The sequence below is a fragment of the Bacteroides reticulotermitis JCM 10512 genome, assembly GCF_000517545.1.
GTDB classification, from domain to species: Bacteria; Bacteroidota; Bacteroidia; order Bacteroidales; family Bacteroidaceae; genus Bacteroides; species Bacteroides reticulotermitis.
The window spans coordinates 22,540-42,635 of sequence record NZ_BAIV01000018.1; the positions used below are offsets into that span (position 1 = coordinate 22,540).

Sequence of the window (20,096 nt, forward strand, 5' to 3'; positions counted from 1 at the left end):
ATGTTTCTCACTGCTTGCCAACCTTTGGAATTATTCTTCGGCTAAATTATAAGTGCTGAATTCGGAAGCGCGAACCGGCTTAAACAACAACTGCGAAAAAAGATATAAATCGTTCTTCCATACATCGAAGTCATGTCCTCCGGGTTCTACATAAAAGATGTGAGGCACACCCTTTGCTTGCAGGTATTCATGCGTACGTTTGCTGAAAGACATCAGGTTATCGCGGTCTCCACAAGAGATCCACAGAAGTTTCAATAGTTTCTTAGCGGCTTCCGGTTCGGGAACCAGAACTTCCGGAGCCTTGGTGTTAGGTGCTGATGAAAAGCCTCCTACCCAAGCAAATGTATCCAGATTGCCTAGTCCGAAGTTCAACGATTGCCCTCCTCCCATCGACAAGCCGGCGAGTGCCCGGTGTTCCCGATCTTTTAATACCGGATATTGCTTCTCGATATAGGGGATTAGGTCCTGAATAAGGTCTTGCTCGAAAGTAGAGAATGCTTCTACTTTATCGGCCGCCATGATATTGCCTGTAGCCCGGTCATCTTTCATTGCCCGGCCATTGGGAAGTACCACGATCATAGGTTCCAGTTTATTTTCAGCATACAGATTGTCAAGAATGACTTGTGGCCTTCCATTCTTCAGCCACTCTAATTCATCCCCTCCAATGCCATGTAATAAATAAAGTACGGGGTATTTCTTTCCTTTAGAGAATCCGGGAGGCGTATACACCAAGGCCTTGCGTTGAACACCAACCGTATTGGACTGATAGCGGACTGTATCGATTTTCCCTTTGGCTATTCCGGCTTGTTCGATATCAAATCCGGGACGGGAATGCGGGATGGCTTTCTGTGCCTGTCCCGCGAGTGTACACATACATGTACATAGAAATAAGAAAAAGATGCGTTTCATAATTATGATACTAAAGTTTTATGATTACGACGTAAAATTACAGCTTTTCTCGCCTGCATACCGCATATTTCTGTTACAAATTCTTTCTCTGTTGTTGCACTTGCCAATGAATTCAAATAAAAATCCCGGATAATCCTTACTTAAAAGGAATTATCGGGAATGACTTGCTAACTGTCTATTTTATTTGTTTACGATTTGCTTTTTCTTACCTTCTTTATTCACCACAGCAGGTTTGCCTTTGTACGTAATCTCTCCACTACCGGCTAATTTGGCGTCGAGTTGTTTAGATGCATAGCAGTCTATGTCTCCCGAACCGGCAACATCGGCAATCACATGAGCGGCTACTAGTTTCTGAGCTTCGATATCACCTGAACCCGCAACCTTAAGTACGGCTTTCTGCGCAGAGCCAATAACATTTATATCACCGGAACCCGCCACATTCACATTAACATTAGTTGCTGTGATATTCTTCAAATCAATATCGCCACTACCATTTACGATAGCTGTAATGTTAGTGTAGTCCAATTTATCTGCTTTTATATCTCCCGAGCCGGCAATCGCTAAGTTTAAATCGTTACCTTTTACACTTCCTTTAAGCGTAACATCTGATGAGCCTAGGATATCGACCTGTTTCAAAGCAGGAGAAGAGGCAATAACTTTTAGCCGACGCTCTCCGCCCCTAATATTCACGCCTTTTTTTATATTCACTTGCAATACACCGTTCTGAGTAGTTACCTCCAATAAATCGAGTAGATTATCGGAACCGTACAAAGTAACTTTAACTTGTTTGCCAGTACTTTGGGTATATTCTACATCCGGGCTTCCCAGTACTTTTATCGCACTGAAGTCGCTCATATTCTTCAACTCCCGCGTAATGTATTTCTTACTCGGAGTGACAGTTTGCGCTTCTACTCCTCCGACAAAAAGGAATAAAGCCATAAAAGCAAGCAATGTAATCGCTAATCTTTTCATAAGTTCTTGGTTTTTAAATATTGTAATGTACAAAAGTATGGAATAAAAAATATATTCAGTACTTTTAGAGTCATTTTTTAAAAAGTATTCAATGGGTACAAAAAGAGTTATTGACCGTCTTTTTATTAAAGAATAAAAGCGATAGAAGAGATATGAGTAAAAAAAAAATGGTTTGGATGTCTGCTTATCTTGATGTCCGCAAGTAATATCCATGCTCAGAAGGCCCAAACTTCGACACAGGAATACAAACTCTGGTATGACTGTCCGGCGCAGGTATGGACCGAGGCTTTGCCTCTGGGAAACGGGCGTTTGGGAGCTATGGTATACGGCACACCGGGAACGGAACAAATCCAACTAAACGAAGAAACAATCTGGGCGGGACGTCCCAACAACAATGCCAATCCGAATGCACTGGAATATATTCCGAAAGTGCGTGAACTAGTCTTTGCCGGAAAATACCTGGAAGCACAAACACTGGCTACCGAGAAGGTGATGGCAAAAACCAATTCCGGAATGCCTTACCAGAGCTTTGGCGATTTACGTATCTCTTTTCCGGGACATACACGCTACACAAACTATTACCGCGAACTAAGCCTGGACTCCGCGCGTACCATCGTTCGGTATGAAGTAGATGGCGTTCGGTATAAGCGCGAAACGATCACATCATTTACCGATCAGGTTGTTATGGTACGCCTTACCGCTAGCCAACCCGGTAAAATCACGTTCAACGCGCAACTGACTTCCCCGCATCAGGATGTGATGATCGCTTCCGAAGCTGGAAATCAAGTGAGCCTATCCGGGGTGTCTTCCTGGCACGAGGGATTGAAAGGGAAAGTTGAGTTCCAAGGCCGATTGAGCGCTATCCATAAAGGTGGTAAAATAGCATGCGCTGACGGAATACTTTCGGTCGAAAATGCGAATGAGGCGGTAGTCTATGTATCGATCGCCACCAACTTTAATAATTATCAGGACATCACAGGCAATCAGGTGGAACGGGCTCAGAACTATTTGTCTCAGGCCATGAAACACTCGTTTGCGGAAGCCAAGCAGAAACATACGGATTTCTATCGCAACTACCTGACACGTGTATCATTGGATTTGGGAGCAAACAAGTTTGAGGATGTAACGACCGATAAACGGGTGGAGAACTTTAAAACAACGAACGACGCGCATCTGGTAGCGACCTATTTTCAATTCGGACGCTACCTGCTGATTTGTTCTTCACAGCCCGGCGGGCAGCCTGCCAATCTTCAAGGCATCTGGAATGACAAACTGTTTCCGTCATGGGATAGTAAATATACCTGTAACATCAATTTGGAGATGAACTACTGGCCGTCGGAAGTCACCAACCTAACCGAATTGAACGATCCCTTGTTCCGCTTAATTAAGGAAGTCAGCGAGACCGGCAAAGAAACCGCTAAGATCATGTACGGAGCTGACGGATGGGTATTGCATCACAATACCGATATCTGGCGCATCACAGGGGCACTTGACAAAGCTCCTTCGGGAATGTGGCCAAGCGGAGGTGCCTGGCTCTGTCGCCACCTTTGGGAACATTATTTATATACCGGTGATGTTGAGTTCTTACGCTCGGTATATCCCATCCTGAAAGAATCCGGACGCTTCTTTGATGAAACAATGGTTCAGGAACCTGTACACAATTGGTTAGTCGTTTGCCCAAGCAATTCCCCTGAGAATGTTCATTCGGGTAGCAAAGGTGAATCGACCACAGCCGCCGGATGTACAATGGACAATCAGCTTATCTTCGATCTTTGGACAACGATCATATCGGCTTCGCAAATCTTAGGTACGGACCAGGAGTTCGCCACCCACTTGCAACAACGCCTTCAAGAAATGGCTCCGATGCAAATCGGGCACTGGGGACAATTACAGGAATGGATGTTCGACTGGGATGATCCGAACGATGTGCACCGTCATGTATCTCATTTGTACGGTCTGTTCCCTAGCAACCAGATCTCACCTTATCGCACCCCTGAACTGTTTGATGCAGCACGTACTTCGCTGATACATCGTGGCGATCCTTCCACCGGATGGAGCATGGGATGGAAAGTATGCCTTTGGGCACGCCTGTTGGATGGAGATCACGCTTATAAACTGATTACAGACCAACTAACGCTTGTACGTAATGAGAAGAAAAAAGGTGGAACTTATCCGAATCTGTTTGACGCTCATCCGCCTTTCCAGATTGATGGTAACTTTGGTTGCGCTGCCGGAATCGTAGAAATGCTTATGCAAAGTTACGATGGCTTTATCAATCTGTTGCCGGCTCTACCTAGTTTGTGGCAAGAGGGTTCTGTAAAAGGAATCATTGCACGCGGAGGGTTCGAGCTGGACTTGAGTTGGAAGAACGGGCAAGTAGAACGAATCGTTGTAAAATCGCACAAAGGAGGAAACTGCCGCCTGCGCTCTGCCCACCCATTAACCGGCAAAGGGTTGAAACAAGCTAAGGGTGAGAATCCGAATGCACTATTTGCTGTACCCGAGGTGGCTAAACCATTGATTAATGAAAAGGCCCAACTGAATAAGGTAGAGATCACAAAGACTTATTTATATGACCTGCCGACAAAAGCCGGAAAAGAATATCTATTGATTGGTAAATAACTAGTAACCTATATGAAACGAGAATTATTAAAATTATTTGTTGCTTGCGGAGCTGTTTGTTTAATGGCCTGCACAGCTTCTAAGAAAGTAGAAAAAGAAGAATGGAGTGTGCGCCTGGCCAAATCCGAGATTAAACGGTTTCCCGAACCTTGGATGATTGAGAAGGCTACAAAACCGCGTTGGGGCTACACCCATGGCTTGGTAGTAAAATCAATGCTAGAAGAGTGGAAACACACCGGAGATAGCTCGTACTATGACTATGCCAAGATTTACGCCGATAGCTTGATCGACGCAAACGGACACATCAAAACGATGAAGTATTTGTCGTTCAACATTGATAACATCAATGCCGGGAAAATCTTGTTCGACTTCTATGCAAAGACGGGCGACCAACGCTACAAGATAGCAATGGACACTTTGCGCAAGCAAATGACCGAGCAACCTCGCACGAAAGAAGGGGGCTTCTGGCATAAGTTGAAGTATACACACCAAATGTGGTTGGATGGTATCTTTATGGCTTCTCCGTTTCTGGCGCAATACGGGGCTACTTTCCAGGAGCCGGCCTTGTTCGACGAAGCAGTCAAACAAATCTTACTCATGGCCGAAAAGACCTATGACCCTGCCACCGGACTTTATTACCATGGCTGGGACGAGAGTCGCGAGCAAAAATGGGCAAATCCTGAAACGGGTTGTTCGCCTAACTTCTGGAGTCGGAGTATCGGTTGGTACGGAGCTGCCATCGTCGACGTATTGGATTACTTACCGCAAGAAACTGCCGGACGTGACAGTGTGGTTGCTATCTTGCAGGGATTGGCTAAATCAATCGTAAAATATCAGGACCCGCAATCGGGCACTTGGTATCAGGTTACCGATCAGGGAGCACGTGAGGGTAACTACCTTGAATCATCTGCCAGCGCTTTGTTTGTATATACACTTGCCAAAGCAGTCAATAAAGGATATATCGGCAAAGAATATATCGAGCTATCCGCAAAGCTTTCGACGGCATGACCAAAAACTTCCTGCGTGTAGAAGAAGACGGTTCGTATACGATTACCAACTGCTGTGCCGTAGCCGGTCTGGGTGGTGATTCTAAGAGATACCGCGACGGCTCATTCGAGTATTACATCAGCGAGCCGGTTATCGACAATGACCCCAAGTCAGTGGGTTCCTTTATCCTGGCTGCTATCGAATATGAAAAAATGACTCAAAAATAAATAGATTCAAAATTGAAGAACAAATGAGAACTTTCAAATTAATTCCTCTCTTACTATTACTACTGACATTGACAACCTCTGTCGCGGCGCAGAAGAAGGCTCCGAAAACGTACATCCCATGGAGCAACGGCCGACTGCTTGTCTCTGAAGAAGGACGCTATCTGAAACATGAAAACGGTGCCCCCTTCTTTTGGTTGGGTGAAACCGGTTGGTTGCTGCCTGAACGTTTGAATCGTGACGAAGCCGAATACTACCTGGAACAATGTAAACGCCGGGGTTATAACGTTATTCAGGTACAAACCTTGAACAACGTGCCTTCGATGAATATCTACGGGCAATACTCCATGATTGACGGCTTTAACTTCAAAAACATTAATCAAAAGGGAGTTTACGGATATTGGGACCACATGGACTACATTATACGTACGGCTGCCAAGAAAGGGCTTTATATCGGTATGGTTTGTATCTGGGGAAGTCCGGTGGGTCATGGAGATATGAATGTAGAACAAGCGAAAGCTTATGGAAAGTTCCTGGCTGAGCGATATAAGAATGAGCCGAACATCATCTGGTTTATCGGTGGAGATATTCGCGGTGATGTGAAAACAGCTGAGTGGGAAGCTCTGGCTACCTCCATCAAAGCGGTGGACAAAAACCACTTGATGACTTTCCATCCACGTGGCAGAACAACTTCCGCTACTTGGTTTAACAATGCACCTTGGTTGGACTTTAACATGTTTCAAAGTGGTCATCGCCGCTACGGACAACGCTTTGGTGATGGCGATTATCCGATCGAAGAAAACACCGAGGAAGACAACTGGCGTTTTGTAGAACGCAGCTTGGCTACACAACCGATGAAACCGGTGATTGACGGCGAACCTATTTACGAAGAGATCCCTCACGGATTGCATGATGAGAATGAATTGCTTTGGAAAGACTACGATGTACGTCGTTACGCTTACTGGTCTGTCTTTGCCGGTTCTTTCGGACATACTTACGGTCATAACTCAATCATGCAGTTTATCAAACCGGGTGTAGGTGGTGCATATGGTGCTAAGAAACCTTGGTATGAAGCGTTGAATGATCCCGGCTTTAGCCAGATGAGATATCTCAAAAACCTGATGCTGACTCTCCCCTATTTTGATCGTGTACCTGATCAATCAATCATAGCCGGAACGAATGGCGAACGCTATGACCGGGCTGTTGCTACACGCGGAAAAGATTACCTGATGGTGTACAACTATACCGGACGTCCGATGCAAATTGATTTCAGCAAGATTAGCGGAGATAAAAAGAACGCTTGGTGGTATACAACGAAAGACGGCAAGCTGGAATATATCGGCGAGTTTGGTAACGGCGTACAGAAACTCCAACACGATAGCGGCTACTCCAGTGGAAATGATCACATCTTGATTGTTATTGACAGCAGCAAAGACTACCTGAGCAAGGATTGGACAGAGCTGCCCGATGCACAACAAAAATGGAACAAATAACTCCATTTGATTCTCATCGGACGTTATCTAAAGCTGATTAATAAATAAAAATCAACGATTATGAAACATATTTATACGCTCATCTCTCTGCTGTTCCTCACCGGTTCGCTTTATGCGGCTACAGGAACAACCGATCTGCGTACCGAACAATTAAAGAATCCGTTAGGACTCGATATTCGTCAGCCCCGTTTGGGCTGGCGAATTGTGTCGGACGAACAGAATGTGATGCAAACCGCTTATCATATTCTGGTAGCTTCATCTCCGGACTTGTTGGCACAAGGAAAAGGAGATTGCTGGGATTCGGGAAAGAAAGAGAGTGATGCTTCTCAATGGATTAGCTATCAAGGCGCACCCTTGAAGCGCAACGCCGCCTACTATTGGAAAGTGAAGGTTTACACCAACAAAGGTGAAACAGCCTGGAGTACTCCGGCTTCATGGACCATGGGACTTTTCAATGAAGCCGACTGGCAAGGACAATGGATCGGACTGGATCGGGCTGCCCCCGGTGACAGTGAAACTCAATGGAGCCGGTTAGCCGCCCGTTATCTTCGCAAAGAGTTCTCTCTGAAGAAAGAAGTTAAACGAGCCACGGTACATATTTCCGGCATGGGCCTTTATGAGCTTTTCATCAATGGGAAGCGTGTAGGTGATCAAGTGCTGGCCCCTGCTCCTACCGATTATCGGAAAAGTATTTTATACAACACGTACGACGTCACCACACAATTGCAAAAAGAGAATGCGATCGGAGTTACGCTTGGTAATGGCCGTTTCTACACCATGCGCCAAGACTATAAGCCTTATAAGATACCGAATTTCGGTTATCCCAAACTTCGTTTCAATCTGATTGTCGAGTACGCAGACGGTAGCAAAGAAACAATCGTTTCGAATACGACTTGGAAACTGACTACCGAAGGACCGATACGGAGTAACAACGAATATGACGGCGAAGACTATGATGCTCGTAAAGAGTTGGGCAACTGGACACTTCCGGGCTATAACGACCAGAGTTGGAAAGCCGTAGAACGTGTCAGCATTCCCAGTGGTACATTACGTGCACAGATCATGCCGGGCATGAAAGTGACCGAAGTGGTGACTCCTGTTTCCATCAAGAAACTGGGAAATAAATACATTCTCGACATCGGACAAAACCTGGCAGGATGGGTACGCTTTCGTATCAAAGGCCAATCAGGTGATAGCATTCGCCTTCGTTTCGCTGAAACTTTGCAACCGGATGGTGAACTGTTTACCGTAAACCTGCGTGATGCCCGTTCCACGGATACTTATATCGTAAGTGGACGCGAAGCAGCTACTGCTACCTGGGCACCTCGTTTTGTATATCACGGCTTCCGTTATGTAGAAATTAGCGGCTATCCTGACGCACAACTGAAAGACTTTACGGCCGAAGTGGTGGAGGATGAAATGGAACATACCGGTTCTTTTACCTGCTCGGATGAGACTTTGAATCAGGTAGTACGCAACGCTTTCTGGGGAATCCGCAGCAACTACAAGGGAATGCCGGTAGACTGCCCGCAACGCAATGAGCGTCAGCCGTGGTTGGGCGACCGTACCATGGGATGTTGGGGAGAAAGTATGCTATTCGACAACAGAGCCATGTATGCCAAATGGACACGCGATATTCGGGATGCACAACGTGAAGACGGTTGTATTCCGGATGTAGCTCCTGCCTATTGGAACTATTACTCGGATAATGTGACTTGGCCTAGCGCACTGCCAATGGCTTGCGATATGCTCTTCACTAACTATGGAGATACGCAACCGATGGTGGAGAATTATCCGGCCATCAAACATTGGCTCAATCATATCCGTGACTATTACATGACACCGGATTACATTATCACGAAAGATAAATACGGCGACTGGTGTGTTCCACCGGAATCGCTGGAGTTAATCCATAGCAAAGATCCGGCTCGTAAGACGGATGGCGCACTGATCGCTACCGCTTATTACCTGAAGGTTCTACAATTGATGCACCGCTTCGCTACTTTGCAGGGCCTAAAGGCAGATGCTGAGGAATGGGAAGATTTCGAGCATAAGATGAAAGATGCGTTTAACGCTCGCTTCCTCCATGTAAAAGAAGGAACATCGCTTGTACCGGGTCACACCCTTTTCCCGGATAGTATCTTCTACGGTAACAATACGGCAACGGCTAATATTCTGCCGCTAGCTTTTGGACTGGTTCCGAAAGAATATGTGAAAGAGGTAGCCAAGAATGTAGTTACTACGATTATCACGACCAACAATGGGCATATCAGTACCGGTGTGATCGGGGTTCAATGGCTGCTACGCGAGTTAAGCCGCCGTGGCCACGCAGATGTAGCTTACTTGTTGGCAACGAATAATACGTATCCTTCATGGGGCTATATGGCTGCTCAGGGTGCTACTACAATCTGGGAATTATGGAATGGAGATCATGCCAATCCGGAGATGAACAGTGCCAATCACGTCATGCTGTTGGGAGACTTACTTCCGTGGTGTTTCAATAATCTGGCAGGTATTCGTGCCGACCGTTGGAAGCCCGGTTACAAACATATCGTTTTCCAACCGAACTTTGAAGTTCAAGATCTGAGTAAGGTAGATGCTTCTTATATGAGTGTTTACGGAAAGATAATCAGTCGTTGGACCAAAACTCCGATGCACTTGGAATGGGATATCGAACTCCCTGCCAATACAACGGGAGAAGTACATTTGCCAAATGGCAAAAAAGAGCTGATTGGTTCAGGTAAATATCACTTCAGCGTAGACATTCCTACCCGGAATGCCGCGATTCTGAGAGATGAGTTCCTATACGAAAAGGCTTCTTTCCCCGAATGCCACGGAGCAACAATTGTTGAGTTAAAGAATGGCGATCTGGTAGCTTCTTTCTTCGGAGGAACTAAAGAACGGAATCCCGACTGTTGCATCTGGGTTTGTCGCAAGCCCAAAGGTGCTAAAGAGTGGACATCTCCGGCACTGGCTGCCGATGGTGTCTTTGCCTTGAATGATCCGTTGGCTTCTATCGCCGGAATTGATGGGGAATGTACGGAAGTAAAAGATGCGAAAGGAAAACTCATTGCCCGGAGAAAAGCTTGCTGGAATCCGGTACTTTTTCAAATCCCCGGTGGTGATTTGATTTTATTCTATAAGATCGGTTTGAAAGTTAGTGACTGGACGGGCTGGCTTGTCCGTTCGCGTGACGGAGGAAAGACGTGGAGCAAACGTGAAGCACTGCCACAAGGTTTCCTTGGTCCGATTAAAAACAAACCGGAATATATCAACGGCCGGATTATCTGTCCCTCGAGCACGGAAGGAAGCAATGGCTGGCGTATTCATTTCGAGATCTCCGATGATAAAGGTAAGACCTGGAAGATGGTCGGCCCTTTGGATGCCGAACTCTCTGTGCTTACTCAGAACCGCTTGAAAGGCGGTGTGAGTGTAGACGATCAGGAAGCTGGAGAAGCAGTCAAAGGTGAAGGAGCGAAACCGATCTACGCCATTCAGCCAAGCATTCTGCGTCATAAAGATGGAAGATTGCAAGTACTCTGCCGTACACGTAATGCGCTATTGGCTACTGCCTGGAGCAGTGATAACGGAGATACCTGGAGCAAAGTTACATTAGTTAACGTGCCCAACAATAATTCGGGAACCGATGCGGTGACTCTAAACGACGGACGTCATGCCTTGATTTATAACAACTTCTCTACCTTACCGGGTACACCTAAAGGACCTCGCACGCCGCTTTGTGTAGCCGTATCGGAAGATGGAGTGAACTGGAAACCGGTTCTTACGTTGGAAGATAGTCCGATCAGCCAATATTCTTACCCGAGTATCATTCAGGGAAAGGATGGCAAACTACACGCTATCTATACGTGGCGTCGCCAACGTATCAAATATGCGGAAATAGATCTTTCGGGCATTCGATAGTAGAATCAGCCCTTCCTAGTGTTAAAACAATACCGTCCTGGATACATTTCAGGGCGGTATTGTCATTTATATTCGTAAAAGCAATATCTTTGCACTGTTTTATTGCTCTCTAAACACAACACTACCTAAAACTTTATAAATATGATAACAAAGAGCATGAGTGATGAGGAGCTTTTTCGAGCTTTGAAGACTGAGATCGATGAATTGGGATGGAACTTAATTAAACACAAAGGTCAAGCGTATCGCAAAGTGGTGCTTCGGCAGCGATTATTCCCCCTGTACTTTAAACCGTTTGAAGTAAAATCCAAAAGTAAAAACACCTGGTTAGTTATTCCGGTGGCACACTCACGTAAAGATGCGGACAACTCGCAATTTATGTTGTTATGTAAATTAGATTCCCCCGAAGGGATTTATTGGTACTCGATAGGAGCTGATTACTTCACGCGAGAAGCCGACGAAACAATCAGCGTATTGGCTCCGCACATGCTAAGGCGAATGAATGAGCGGTTAAATCTGCACATACTCAAGAGTGAAGACCTGCTTGTAGAGTTCATCAAACGCGAACCAAAGAATTACATGTCTTATCCACCGGAATCGAAGCAGTTCTTCCACTTGGTCAATGGAGGAATCGTTCTAGGAGAAGTGGTTGGCCGCAGATGGATACACAAAACTTTTATCGACGACGAGTCGTTTAGTAAAGTGAATAAGATGAAAGGCGATCGATTAATCTCGGGACAGAAAAGGCTAGAGTCGATTAAACAGTTATTAGATAGTTCTGATAATAAAGCAGCGGTCCTGGAGTTTATTGACTCTACCTTTGGCAGTTACAAGCATGAATTTAAATTAGAATAGATTATGGCAGACAACTATATTGAAAAGCAACACGAGCAGTACGAAGCTCGGAAAGCAGCTTGGCTACAAAGTCAAAAGAAACACGGAATAAAGAAAACCTCCGTAGTATCTCCCGCCGCTACTAAAGAGACGGCGCAAACTCAAAAGCAGCAACGAAGAGTCTTCGTAACCGGAGGAGCAGATGGCATCGGCAAAGCGATTGTACAAGCTTTCCGACAAGCCGATTGCCTGGTTGCCTTTTGTGATCAAAATGAAACCTTGGGTAAGCAAACCGCTGAAGAGACGGGAGCAATCTTCTTCCCGGTCGATGTAAGTGACCAAGCCGCTCTTGAACAATGCGTGCAGGCGTTGTTTACCCGGTGGGGCGATCTGGATGTGATAATCAACAATGTCGGCATCAGTCAGTTCTCTCCGATCACGGAAACGAGCGTGGAAGAGTTCGACCAGATATTGTCCGTCAACCTGCGCCCAGTGTTTATCACCGCAAGACTGCTTGCCATTCATCGGAAAGCACAAACTAAACCGAACCCATACGGAAGGGTTGTGAATATCTGTTCCACCCGCTATCTGATGAGTGAGGCGGGAAGTGAAGGATATGCCGCTTCCAAAGGAGGTATTTATTCGCTTACCCATGCCCTGGCCGTATCTTTGGGAGAATGGCATATTACAGTCAACTCCATTGCACCGGGATGGATACAGAACCATCAGTACGATCAGTTGCGTCCCGAAGACCACGCACAGCATCCGGCACGTCGGTAGGCAAGCCCGAAGATATAGCCCGTATGTGTTTATTCCTTTGTCAGGACGAGAATGATTTCATGACCGGCGAAAACATTACCATCGACGGAGGAATGACTAAGAAAATGATCTATATCGAATAATCGGAAGAGCTTGCGTAATCGGTCAATACCTTCCGGGTAACCTCTATACCTGTCTTTACAATGGGGCTTGCCCGGTGAAACTCAAGCATATCAAAGGCAGTGCCGGGCATCTGAATAAGTATGTCCGGCTGATATTGCTCAATCTGGTAACAGGTTATCTGCTGCATCATCATTCGTGACGACTCGGTCAGCACCATATACGGACTTAACCGGCCTTTCCTCCCACCCTCGGCCGGTGCATTTACATCTACGGCAATCAACAGGTCGTCTTCCGTACGCTGCACATGTTTCAAAGGAAGCGGATTCAAGATCCCTCCATCAATGAGTATCATTCCCTCTTTGCGCATGGGACGGAAAAGCATGGGGATGGAAATGGAAGCCCGAATGGCATCATGCAGACTACCGCTATCGAACCGCACCTCTTGTTCGCTTACAATATCGGTTGCCATCGCGACATAGGGTATCGGCAAGTCTTCGATATTCATGTCCGGAATGATTTCCTTTAATTCTTTGATAAAGCGGTCGCCCTTCACCAGTCCGTCCCGGCTCAGCGTAAGATCGACCAGTTGCCACATCTTCCGCTTATCCCAACTAAACAACCACTCTTTACATTCTTCCAATTTACCCGAAGCGTACATCGCTCCTACCATGGCTCCCATGGAACTTCCGGCAATGGAAGTTATCTCGAAGTCATGTCGTAATAATTCTTCGATGACTCCGATATGCGCAATTCCACGCGCTCCGCCCATGGAAAGAACCAGGGCTACCTTTCGCTTATTCATCCTATTTTCTCTTTGGTTTTCTACAAAGAAAATAAATTCTTGCGTAAAAAGGATATTTATTACCTAGAATGTATTGAATAATCTTTTATTATTCAATGTGATAAAAAGACACCTTGTAACATTTGTTACGCCCGTTCTGACAAAATCGTTGTACTTTTGTGCAATTAACTGGATCTTGTACTAAGAATGAGGAAGCTTCTATATATAATACCACACTATTTTGTTGTTCCGCTATTTGTTATTGCCGGAATAGCAGCCGGGCTAGGCGGTTATACCGTTTATATGTCTCGTGCTCATTCTTACTTATCCGACGATCCGTCATCCTGTACCAATTGCCACATCATGGCACCCTACTATCAGTCCTGGCAACATAGCTCGCACCAAGCCTGGGCGAACTGCAACGATTGCCACGTTCCTCAAGATAATGTATTAAGTAAATATGCGTTCAAAGCAATGGACGGACTTTATCATGCGGCCGTTTTTACAGTTAAAGCCGAGCCGCAAGTAATCCGTCCGCGCGATGCAAGCAAGCAGGTTATCATGAATAACTGCATTCGTTGTCACACGCAACTGAATACGGAATTTGTGAAAACCGGCATGATTAGTTATACGGAAGTAGAGCATGGCCAAGGAAAAGCCTGCTGGGATTGTCACCGGGAAGTACCTCACACGCAAGTGAGCAACCTCTCGTCCTCACCCAATGCCCTTGTGCCTCTACCGAAATCTCCCGTACCGGAATGGCTGAAGAAGAGTATGAAAAATAAAAAATAGCATATAGTTATGTTTAAGAAATTAGCGGAATCAATCAGACAAAGACCCATCATTGGATGGGCAATATTTGCAGTCGTAATGGTTGCAGTGTTTATTTTAGGGCTATTGGCTGCTTCCATAACCGAACGCAGGGCAGAGATCGCCACGCTTTATAATAATAAAAAAGTAGAGATCTCAGGAATCAACCCCAACAATGAAGAATGGGGCCTGAATTATCCCCGTGAGTATGACACTTGGAAGAAGACCAAAGAGATGGATTTCCGAAGCAAACATCTAGGCAATATGCCTGAAGACATCCTGGAAAATCGTCCTGAAATGGTTCTACTCTGGGCCGGATATGCTTTTTCAAGGGAATATACCGCTCCGCGTGGCCATATGCATACGATTGACGACATGACGCATACACTTCGTACCGGTACTCCGGATCATGACCATAAAGATATGCAACCTGCTACGTGCTGGACTTGTAAGAGTCCCGACGTGCCTAGAATGATGCATGAAGTCGGCATAGAGAACTTCTACAAAGCTTCCTGGAGTGAGTTTGGTAAAGAGATCGTCAACCCCCTAGGCTGTGCCGACTGTCACGACCCGCAGACAATGAATCTGATCATCACTCGCCCAGCGTTAATTGAAGCTTTCCAGCGACAAGGCAAAGATATCACACAGTCCACTCCGCAAGAGATGCGTACGTTGGTATGTGCGCAATGCCATGTGGAATACTTCTTCAAAGGAGACGGCAAGTATCTGACCTTCCCTTGGGATGGCGGTATGACGGTTGAAACGATGGAAGCGTATTACGACAATGCCGAGTACACCGACTGGGTTCACGGGTTGAGTAAGGCTCCGATGCTAAAAGCTCAGCATCCCGACTATGAAATATTCCTGTTAGGCCCTCACGCACAACGCGGATTGGCGTGTGCCGATTGCCATATGCCCTATATGGCCGAAGGAGGTATAAAATACTCCAATCACCAGATTATGAGTCCGCTTAAGAATATATCTTCCACTTGCCAGACCTGTCACCGGGATACCGAAGAGAACTTGAGAAACTATGTTTATCAGTATCAGGACAAGGCGTTGGAGATCAGAGATAGAATCGAAGTTGAACTTTCCAAAGCTCACGTTATGGCGAAGACTGCCTGGGATCATGGAGTAGACGAAGCGAAGATGAAGGAAGCGTTGAAGTTGATCCGTCAGGCACAATGGCGTTGGGACTTTGCAGTGGCTTCTCATGGGGCTTCTTTCCATGCTCCGGTAGAAACACAACGTATTCTGGCACACAGCTTGGACCGTACCATGCAAGCACAATTGGAATTGCAGAAAGTACTCTTCTCATTGGGCGTAACCGATGTCAAGATGCCGGATATCTCCACGAAAGCTCTGGCGCAGGCTTTATCGGTCTGGATATGAAAAAGCTTCGCAGTGAAAAAGACCAGTGGATTAAGACTACGCTTCCTACTTGGGTTAAGAAAGCGAAGGAACAAGTTGCTATAAACTAGGCTCTTTCTTCTACATTCATTGATGAAAGAAACCAATAGACGGCAAATGTGGCAAACCCCTTGGGGATATCCTGAGGGGATTGTTACGGTTATCGGAATCGTTATTGTAGGTTTTATGTTGCAGATAACGATCGGCAGCTTCAACTTTTACCTCTTGGCAGCTCCGGTAAATATGATACTGGGGGGAGTGTTAATCGGCTTATGCTACTCTCCTTACTCTTACGCAAAACTTCATTTTTCCGATGGTTCACAGGTGTTCCGGTTTCGGTATGCCTGACTGTCTCTTTATTAGTCCTCAGCTTAATCATGGGACTTACCCCACAAGGGACTCCCGCTACCGGCGAAACGGCTGATTGGTTTACCCGGTTGGGATTCACCGGCATGACCAGTTCGTGGGCATTCGTATTGATCTACTTCTTCACCCTCCTCTCCCTCGGCTGCTTGATAGCCCGTAAGTTGCTCCGTTTTCATTGGAGAAACTATGCGTTCTACATGAACCACATCGGTCTTTGGCTCGTTCTTTTCGCAGCCGGAATAGGCTACGCGGATATGGAGAGATACGTAATGCACGTGCGCGAAGGCGAAGTTGAATGGCGAGTGTACGATAGTGAGGGAGTTGTGAAGGAACTTCCCATTGCCATCCAACTCAATGATTTCGATATGGAAGAATATCCCCCACAGTTGACGGTTATCGATCGGCAAAGTGGCGCTCCGCAACCTGTTGTAAAGCCCGATTATTACCAGATAGATACCAAGTCGCCCAAAGGCCATTTGGATGGGTGGGATATTCAATTGGAAGAATACATTCATCACGCAGTCCGCAACAGTGACAGCACCTATCGGGAAGTTCCTATGCCCGGAGCAAGTCCAGCAGCCAGGATACAAGCAGTTCGGAAAGCGGACGGAAGTAAGGCGAGCGGATGGGTGTGCGGAGGAAATCAAGCACAACTCTACATGACTCTGCCGCTTAACGAGCAGCTATGTGTGGTCATGACTGCTCCCGAACCCAAAAGCTTCACATCCGATGTTGAGGTATATATGCCCGACGGAGTGACCAAAAAGGGTGTGCTGGAAGTAAACAAGCCCCTACGCATCGAAAGTTGGACTATCTATCAATATGGGTACGACAATAAAGCCGGGCGTCTGTCGTCATACAGCAGTATGGAACTGGTTTACGACCCGTGGATTATCCCCGTTTATATCGGATTCGCATTGATAGCTTTAGGCTCTGTTGCGATGATTTGGAACGGTCGGCTAGTGAAACGGAGGAAAGAGAATGACGAGCGAAATGATAACGATAGTCCTGAGAAAGAATAGTTATGAATTGGAATAATTTTATCTGGTTTGCTTTGCCGGCTATGCTACTTTGGGGTGCTGCCGGGATTACCGTGTACAAGTCTCAGAAGAAGCTGGCAAACTGCCTGATGCTCTGTGGCATCGGTGTATTTGCCGTCTTTATTGTAGGGTTCTGGATCAACCTGGAACGTCCGCCTATGCGAACCATGGGAGAAACTCGTTTGTGGTATTCATTCTTTTTATCGGCTGTGGGCTATGTTGCCTATCGTCGGTGGAAATATCCCTGGTTACTCTCTTTCTCGGCCTTAGTAGCTATCGTCTTTGTATGTGTCAATCTGTTCAAGCCTGAGATTCATTCCAAGAATCTGATGCCTGCCTTGCAGAGTGTCTGGTTTGTTCCCCATGTTACCTCCTATATCCTCTCCTACGCCATGTTGGGAGCGGCCACGATAGGCTCATTTGTTCAGTTACGGAATATTCACCGCCAACGAGCGACTGATCGTAAGTTGCTCGACTTTATAGATAACATTGTCTACATCGGTTTCGGTTTCCTCATACTGGGTATGCTCATGGGAGCCGTATGGGCAAAAGAAGCGTGGGGACACTATTGGTCGTGGGACCCGAAAGAGACTTGGGCGTTTATTACCTCGATGGCATACCTTGCCTACATACACCTCCGGTTGCATGAGAGTAAGCACATCAAGGTTGCGCTTTGGGCACTTCCTGTGGCTTTCCTGCTACTGATGATTACTTGGGTCGGGGTTAATTACCTGCCCGCTGCCCAGGGAAGCATTCACGTGTATTAGTTGTGACCGCGATATTCGGGCTTTAGGGTTGTACGTTTTTAGTCTTTCCGGAGATCTCCCGAATGTCGAGACGCAGAATATCGGTGCGGTGAAATGACTTCTCGGCATATTTCAGTCCGACTTCTTTATCCTCCGGCGAGTACTTATCCAAGATCAACGCTAAAGCCTTCATCCGTTCGTCTGTTGACAGGTTCATGCTTATGCGGCCACGAACGACGATACTTTCGTAAGCGGTCGTAAATTTGTGTGAGATTACATTCGTAGATCCGACCACACAGAACGATACGTTCGGATTTCCTTGCAGATTGTTCAACTTATGTCCCTCAGGTGCGCAGTGAAGGTAGATAGACGCAGCATGATCCCAGACATAGCTGATCGGAATCCCATAGCCTCCTACTCCCCCATTCACTTCTTCAACCATTGATAAGATGCCGTATTCTCCACGCTCCAACAGTTTGATTGCATTCTCTTCGTCCAACAGGCGGTCTTGTCTGCGAACCTCCGCATTGTTATATGGTATTTCACTCATTATCCTACTAATTGATTGATCCGATGGTAATCTAATATCTTGCCTTTCCCTGCTTCAAACTCAATGATGCCGTCGCGAACGATCTCCGATATCGCCCGGGATAAGGAAGGACGCTCTACACCGAAGTATTCGGCCAGACAAGCGATCGTTCTATCCAGTTCGAAATGCCCGCCCTTTTCACGTTGCAGAATATAATACGCGATCTTCGCCTTAATCCCCTTCTGAGAGAATATCTTTAAGCGATCGGCAAGCACTTGGGTTTGATTGGCTATGAAGGATATAACTCCTTTCAGGAATCCGGGGCATTTGAGCATCTGTCTTTCGATGGCTACTTTACTTATCAGAATAACTTCGCACTCTTCTAAAGCGATGACATCAACCGGGAAGCGGTTGTTCTCCGCAAACATAAAAGCTGCTGCCAATGGATAGGGCGCTATGATCTCTTCCACGGAAAGCGTCAATCCGGAGTTAGCTATTATTTCAGTCTTCACCCTCCCCTTGGTCAGCATAAACAAATAGGACACACGATCTCCTTGAGAAGCGATGTACTCGCCTTTCTTGTATTTCCGTATCGTATGTTCGATGCTGCACTGAACCCCTGCAATTTGTTCCGGAGTCTTTTCACGGCACATGGTACAGAAAAAAAGTAAATCCGTATTCATAACTCTGTTTTGCTACAAAAATACAATATATTTTGTAAATCACTAGAAACGCCCCTAGAATTCTGCTTCTTGTAAAGGTTGGTTCTTTTCATTTCTCCGCTGTTTGTCTTTCGTTCTATTGGCTGCCACCTATCTAAACAACCACTCTGTCATCCATCGGCATCATGCAGGGCATTTCAACAGAAATATTCTTTTACCTCAAAACAATCTTTCTTTTGCATGTAAACAAGTATTCTTTTGGGGCAAATGAAGCGGGGACTTGGCCAAGCCCTGTATTCATTCGAATGAATACGAGTAGTTGATTGAAATTCGTTGAGTGAGTGAGTGTCCGAAAACAAGCGGTCGATTGGTAAAGTATCTCCGCGCTGATTATTTAGTTTATCCTACTGTAACGACAGTGCCAACGCCTTGGCACAGCCTAATTCACTACTTCTTTGCGGACATTCAAGCGGAGATAGCATACGAAAGCAAGGCGTAATACCCAAACCTCCTTATCGACTTAATAAAAGAAGAATCGCTGAAATCGGATAAAGTCAGCACCCAAGCCCCCAAATATGTAAAGCAGGTTAATACGAAGAATATACTAATGACAATGAAAAACGCACGATCATAAAGAACGTATAAGCAGAGAGCTGGTAAAGCCAGCCCTTTGTGGTTGCATTTCAATAGCCCTGGGCAAATTTGAAAATGCCCAGGGATAACCAGTCAATTGCCCAGGGCATTCTATGACTTTGCCCAGGGCAATTGGAATGGATACTCGGCAGCAAAGAATGAGGAGCTATTTCCGTCCTTTTCATTCAGACAGAAACAGCTCCTCATAAGGTCACAGCTTAACTATTTTCTCAAACCGTTAAGTCGTATATCATTTGTTGTAAAATAAAATAGCGTCG

Annotated in this window: 13 protein-coding genes and 3 pseudogenes; 11 read left to right on the forward strand and 5 right to left on the reverse strand. The window is 46.0% G+C overall.

The genetic code is table 11. From position 1 onward, the window contains the following. Positions 1–30: 30 nt before the first annotated feature. Complete coding sequence (locus tag JCM10512_RS11880) at positions 31–873, reverse strand: alpha/beta hydrolase (protein WP_244437140.1); 843 nt, start codon at positions 871–873, stop codon at positions 31–33. A gap of 216 nt (positions 874–1,089) precedes the next feature. After that, entirely contained in the window at positions 1,090–1,881 is a 792-nt protein-coding gene (locus JCM10512_RS11885) for a head GIN domain-containing protein (protein ID WP_044163335.1), read from the reverse strand. Positions 1,882–2,073: 192 nt separating this feature from the next. Here JCM10512_RS11885 and JCM10512_RS11890 point away from each other — a divergent pair, with 192 nt between their 5' ends. The 6 genes and pseudogenes from JCM10512_RS11890 (at position 2,074) to JCM10512_RS11915 (ending at position 12,861) form a co-directional block, all read left to right on the forward strand. After that, positions 2,074–4,503: a glycoside hydrolase family 95 protein gene (locus JCM10512_RS11890; RefSeq protein WP_044163337.1), complete on the forward strand. Its 2,430-nt coding sequence runs from the start codon at positions 2,074–2,076 to the stop codon at positions 4,501–4,503. A 12-nt stretch (positions 4,504–4,515) separates the two neighbouring features. Continuing rightward, positions 4,516–5,717: pseudogene (locus JCM10512_RS11895) on the forward strand (glycoside hydrolase family 88/105 protein). A gap of 23 nt (positions 5,718–5,740) precedes the next feature. Beyond that, complete coding sequence (locus tag JCM10512_RS11900; protein ID WP_044163338.1) at positions 5,741–7,207, forward strand: glycoside hydrolase family 140 protein; 1,467 nt, start codon at positions 5,741–5,743, stop codon at positions 7,205–7,207. A gap of 60 nt (positions 7,208–7,267) precedes the next feature. Next, positions 7,268–11,128, forward strand: coding sequence for a family 78 glycoside hydrolase catalytic domain (locus JCM10512_RS11905; RefSeq protein ID WP_148298381.1), 3,861 nt, complete (start codon positions 7,268–7,270; stop codon positions 11,126–11,128). Positions 11,129–11,269: 141 nt separating this feature from the next. Next, positions 11,270–11,980, forward strand: coding sequence for a hypothetical protein (locus JCM10512_RS11910; RefSeq protein WP_044163343.1), 711 nt, complete (start codon positions 11,270–11,272; stop codon positions 11,978–11,980). A 3-nt stretch (positions 11,981–11,983) separates the two neighbouring features. Beyond that, a pseudogene (locus tag JCM10512_RS11915) lies at positions 11,984–12,861 on the forward strand (SDR family NAD(P)-dependent oxidoreductase). Here JCM10512_RS11915 and JCM10512_RS11920 read toward each other — a convergent pair. Then, positions 12,849–13,643 (reverse strand): patatin-like phospholipase family protein, encoded by a 795-nt coding sequence (locus JCM10512_RS11920; RefSeq protein WP_044163345.1) that lies wholly within the window; start codon positions 13,641–13,643, stop codon positions 12,849–12,851. The pseudogene JCM10512_RS11915 and the gene JCM10512_RS11920 overlap by 13 nt on opposite strands. A gap of 186 nt (positions 13,644–13,829) precedes the next feature. On the opposite strand from JCM10512_RS11920, the gene nrfH reads away from it, so the two are divergent. From nrfH to ccsA, 5 genes and pseudogenes are all read left to right on the forward strand, one after another. Next, positions 13,830–14,414 (forward strand): cytochrome c nitrite reductase small subunit, encoded by a 585-nt coding sequence (nrfH, locus tag JCM10512_RS11925; RefSeq protein ID WP_044163347.1) that lies wholly within the window; start codon positions 13,830–13,832, stop codon positions 14,412–14,414. Positions 14,415–14,423: 9 nt separating this feature from the next. Next, positions 14,424–15,913: pseudogene (gene nrfA / locus JCM10512_RS11930) on the forward strand (ammonia-forming cytochrome c nitrite reductase). Between the two features lie 22 nt (positions 15,914–15,935). Then, positions 15,936–16,190: a hypothetical protein gene (locus JCM10512_RS23890; RefSeq protein WP_244437141.1), complete on the forward strand. Its 255-nt coding sequence runs from the start codon at positions 15,936–15,938 to the stop codon at positions 16,188–16,190. A gap of 29 nt (positions 16,191–16,219) precedes the next feature. Continuing rightward, positions 16,220–17,230: a cytochrome c biogenesis ResB family protein gene (locus tag JCM10512_RS11935; RefSeq protein ID WP_244437143.1), complete on the forward strand. Its 1,011-nt coding sequence runs from the start codon at positions 16,220–16,222 to the stop codon at positions 17,228–17,230. 2 nt (positions 17,231–17,232) lie between these two features. Beyond that, entirely contained in the window at positions 17,233–18,015 is a 783-nt protein-coding gene (gene ccsA, locus JCM10512_RS11940; protein ID WP_044163349.1) for a cytochrome c biogenesis protein CcsA, read from the forward strand. Between the two features lie 22 nt (positions 18,016–18,037). Here ccsA and JCM10512_RS11945 read toward each other — a convergent pair whose 3' ends face one another. Both JCM10512_RS11945 and JCM10512_RS11950 read right to left on the reverse strand, forming a co-directional pair. Further along, a complete protein-coding gene (locus tag JCM10512_RS11945) occupies positions 18,038–18,535 on the reverse strand; it encodes a pyridoxamine 5'-phosphate oxidase family protein (RefSeq protein WP_044163401.1) in 498 nt (165 codons plus the stop codon). 8 nt (positions 18,536–18,543) lie between these two features. Further along, positions 18,544–19,206 (reverse strand): Crp/Fnr family transcriptional regulator, encoded by a 663-nt coding sequence (locus JCM10512_RS11950; protein ID WP_044163350.1) that lies wholly within the window; start codon positions 19,204–19,206, stop codon positions 18,544–18,546. Positions 19,207–20,096: the final 890 nt, after the last annotated feature.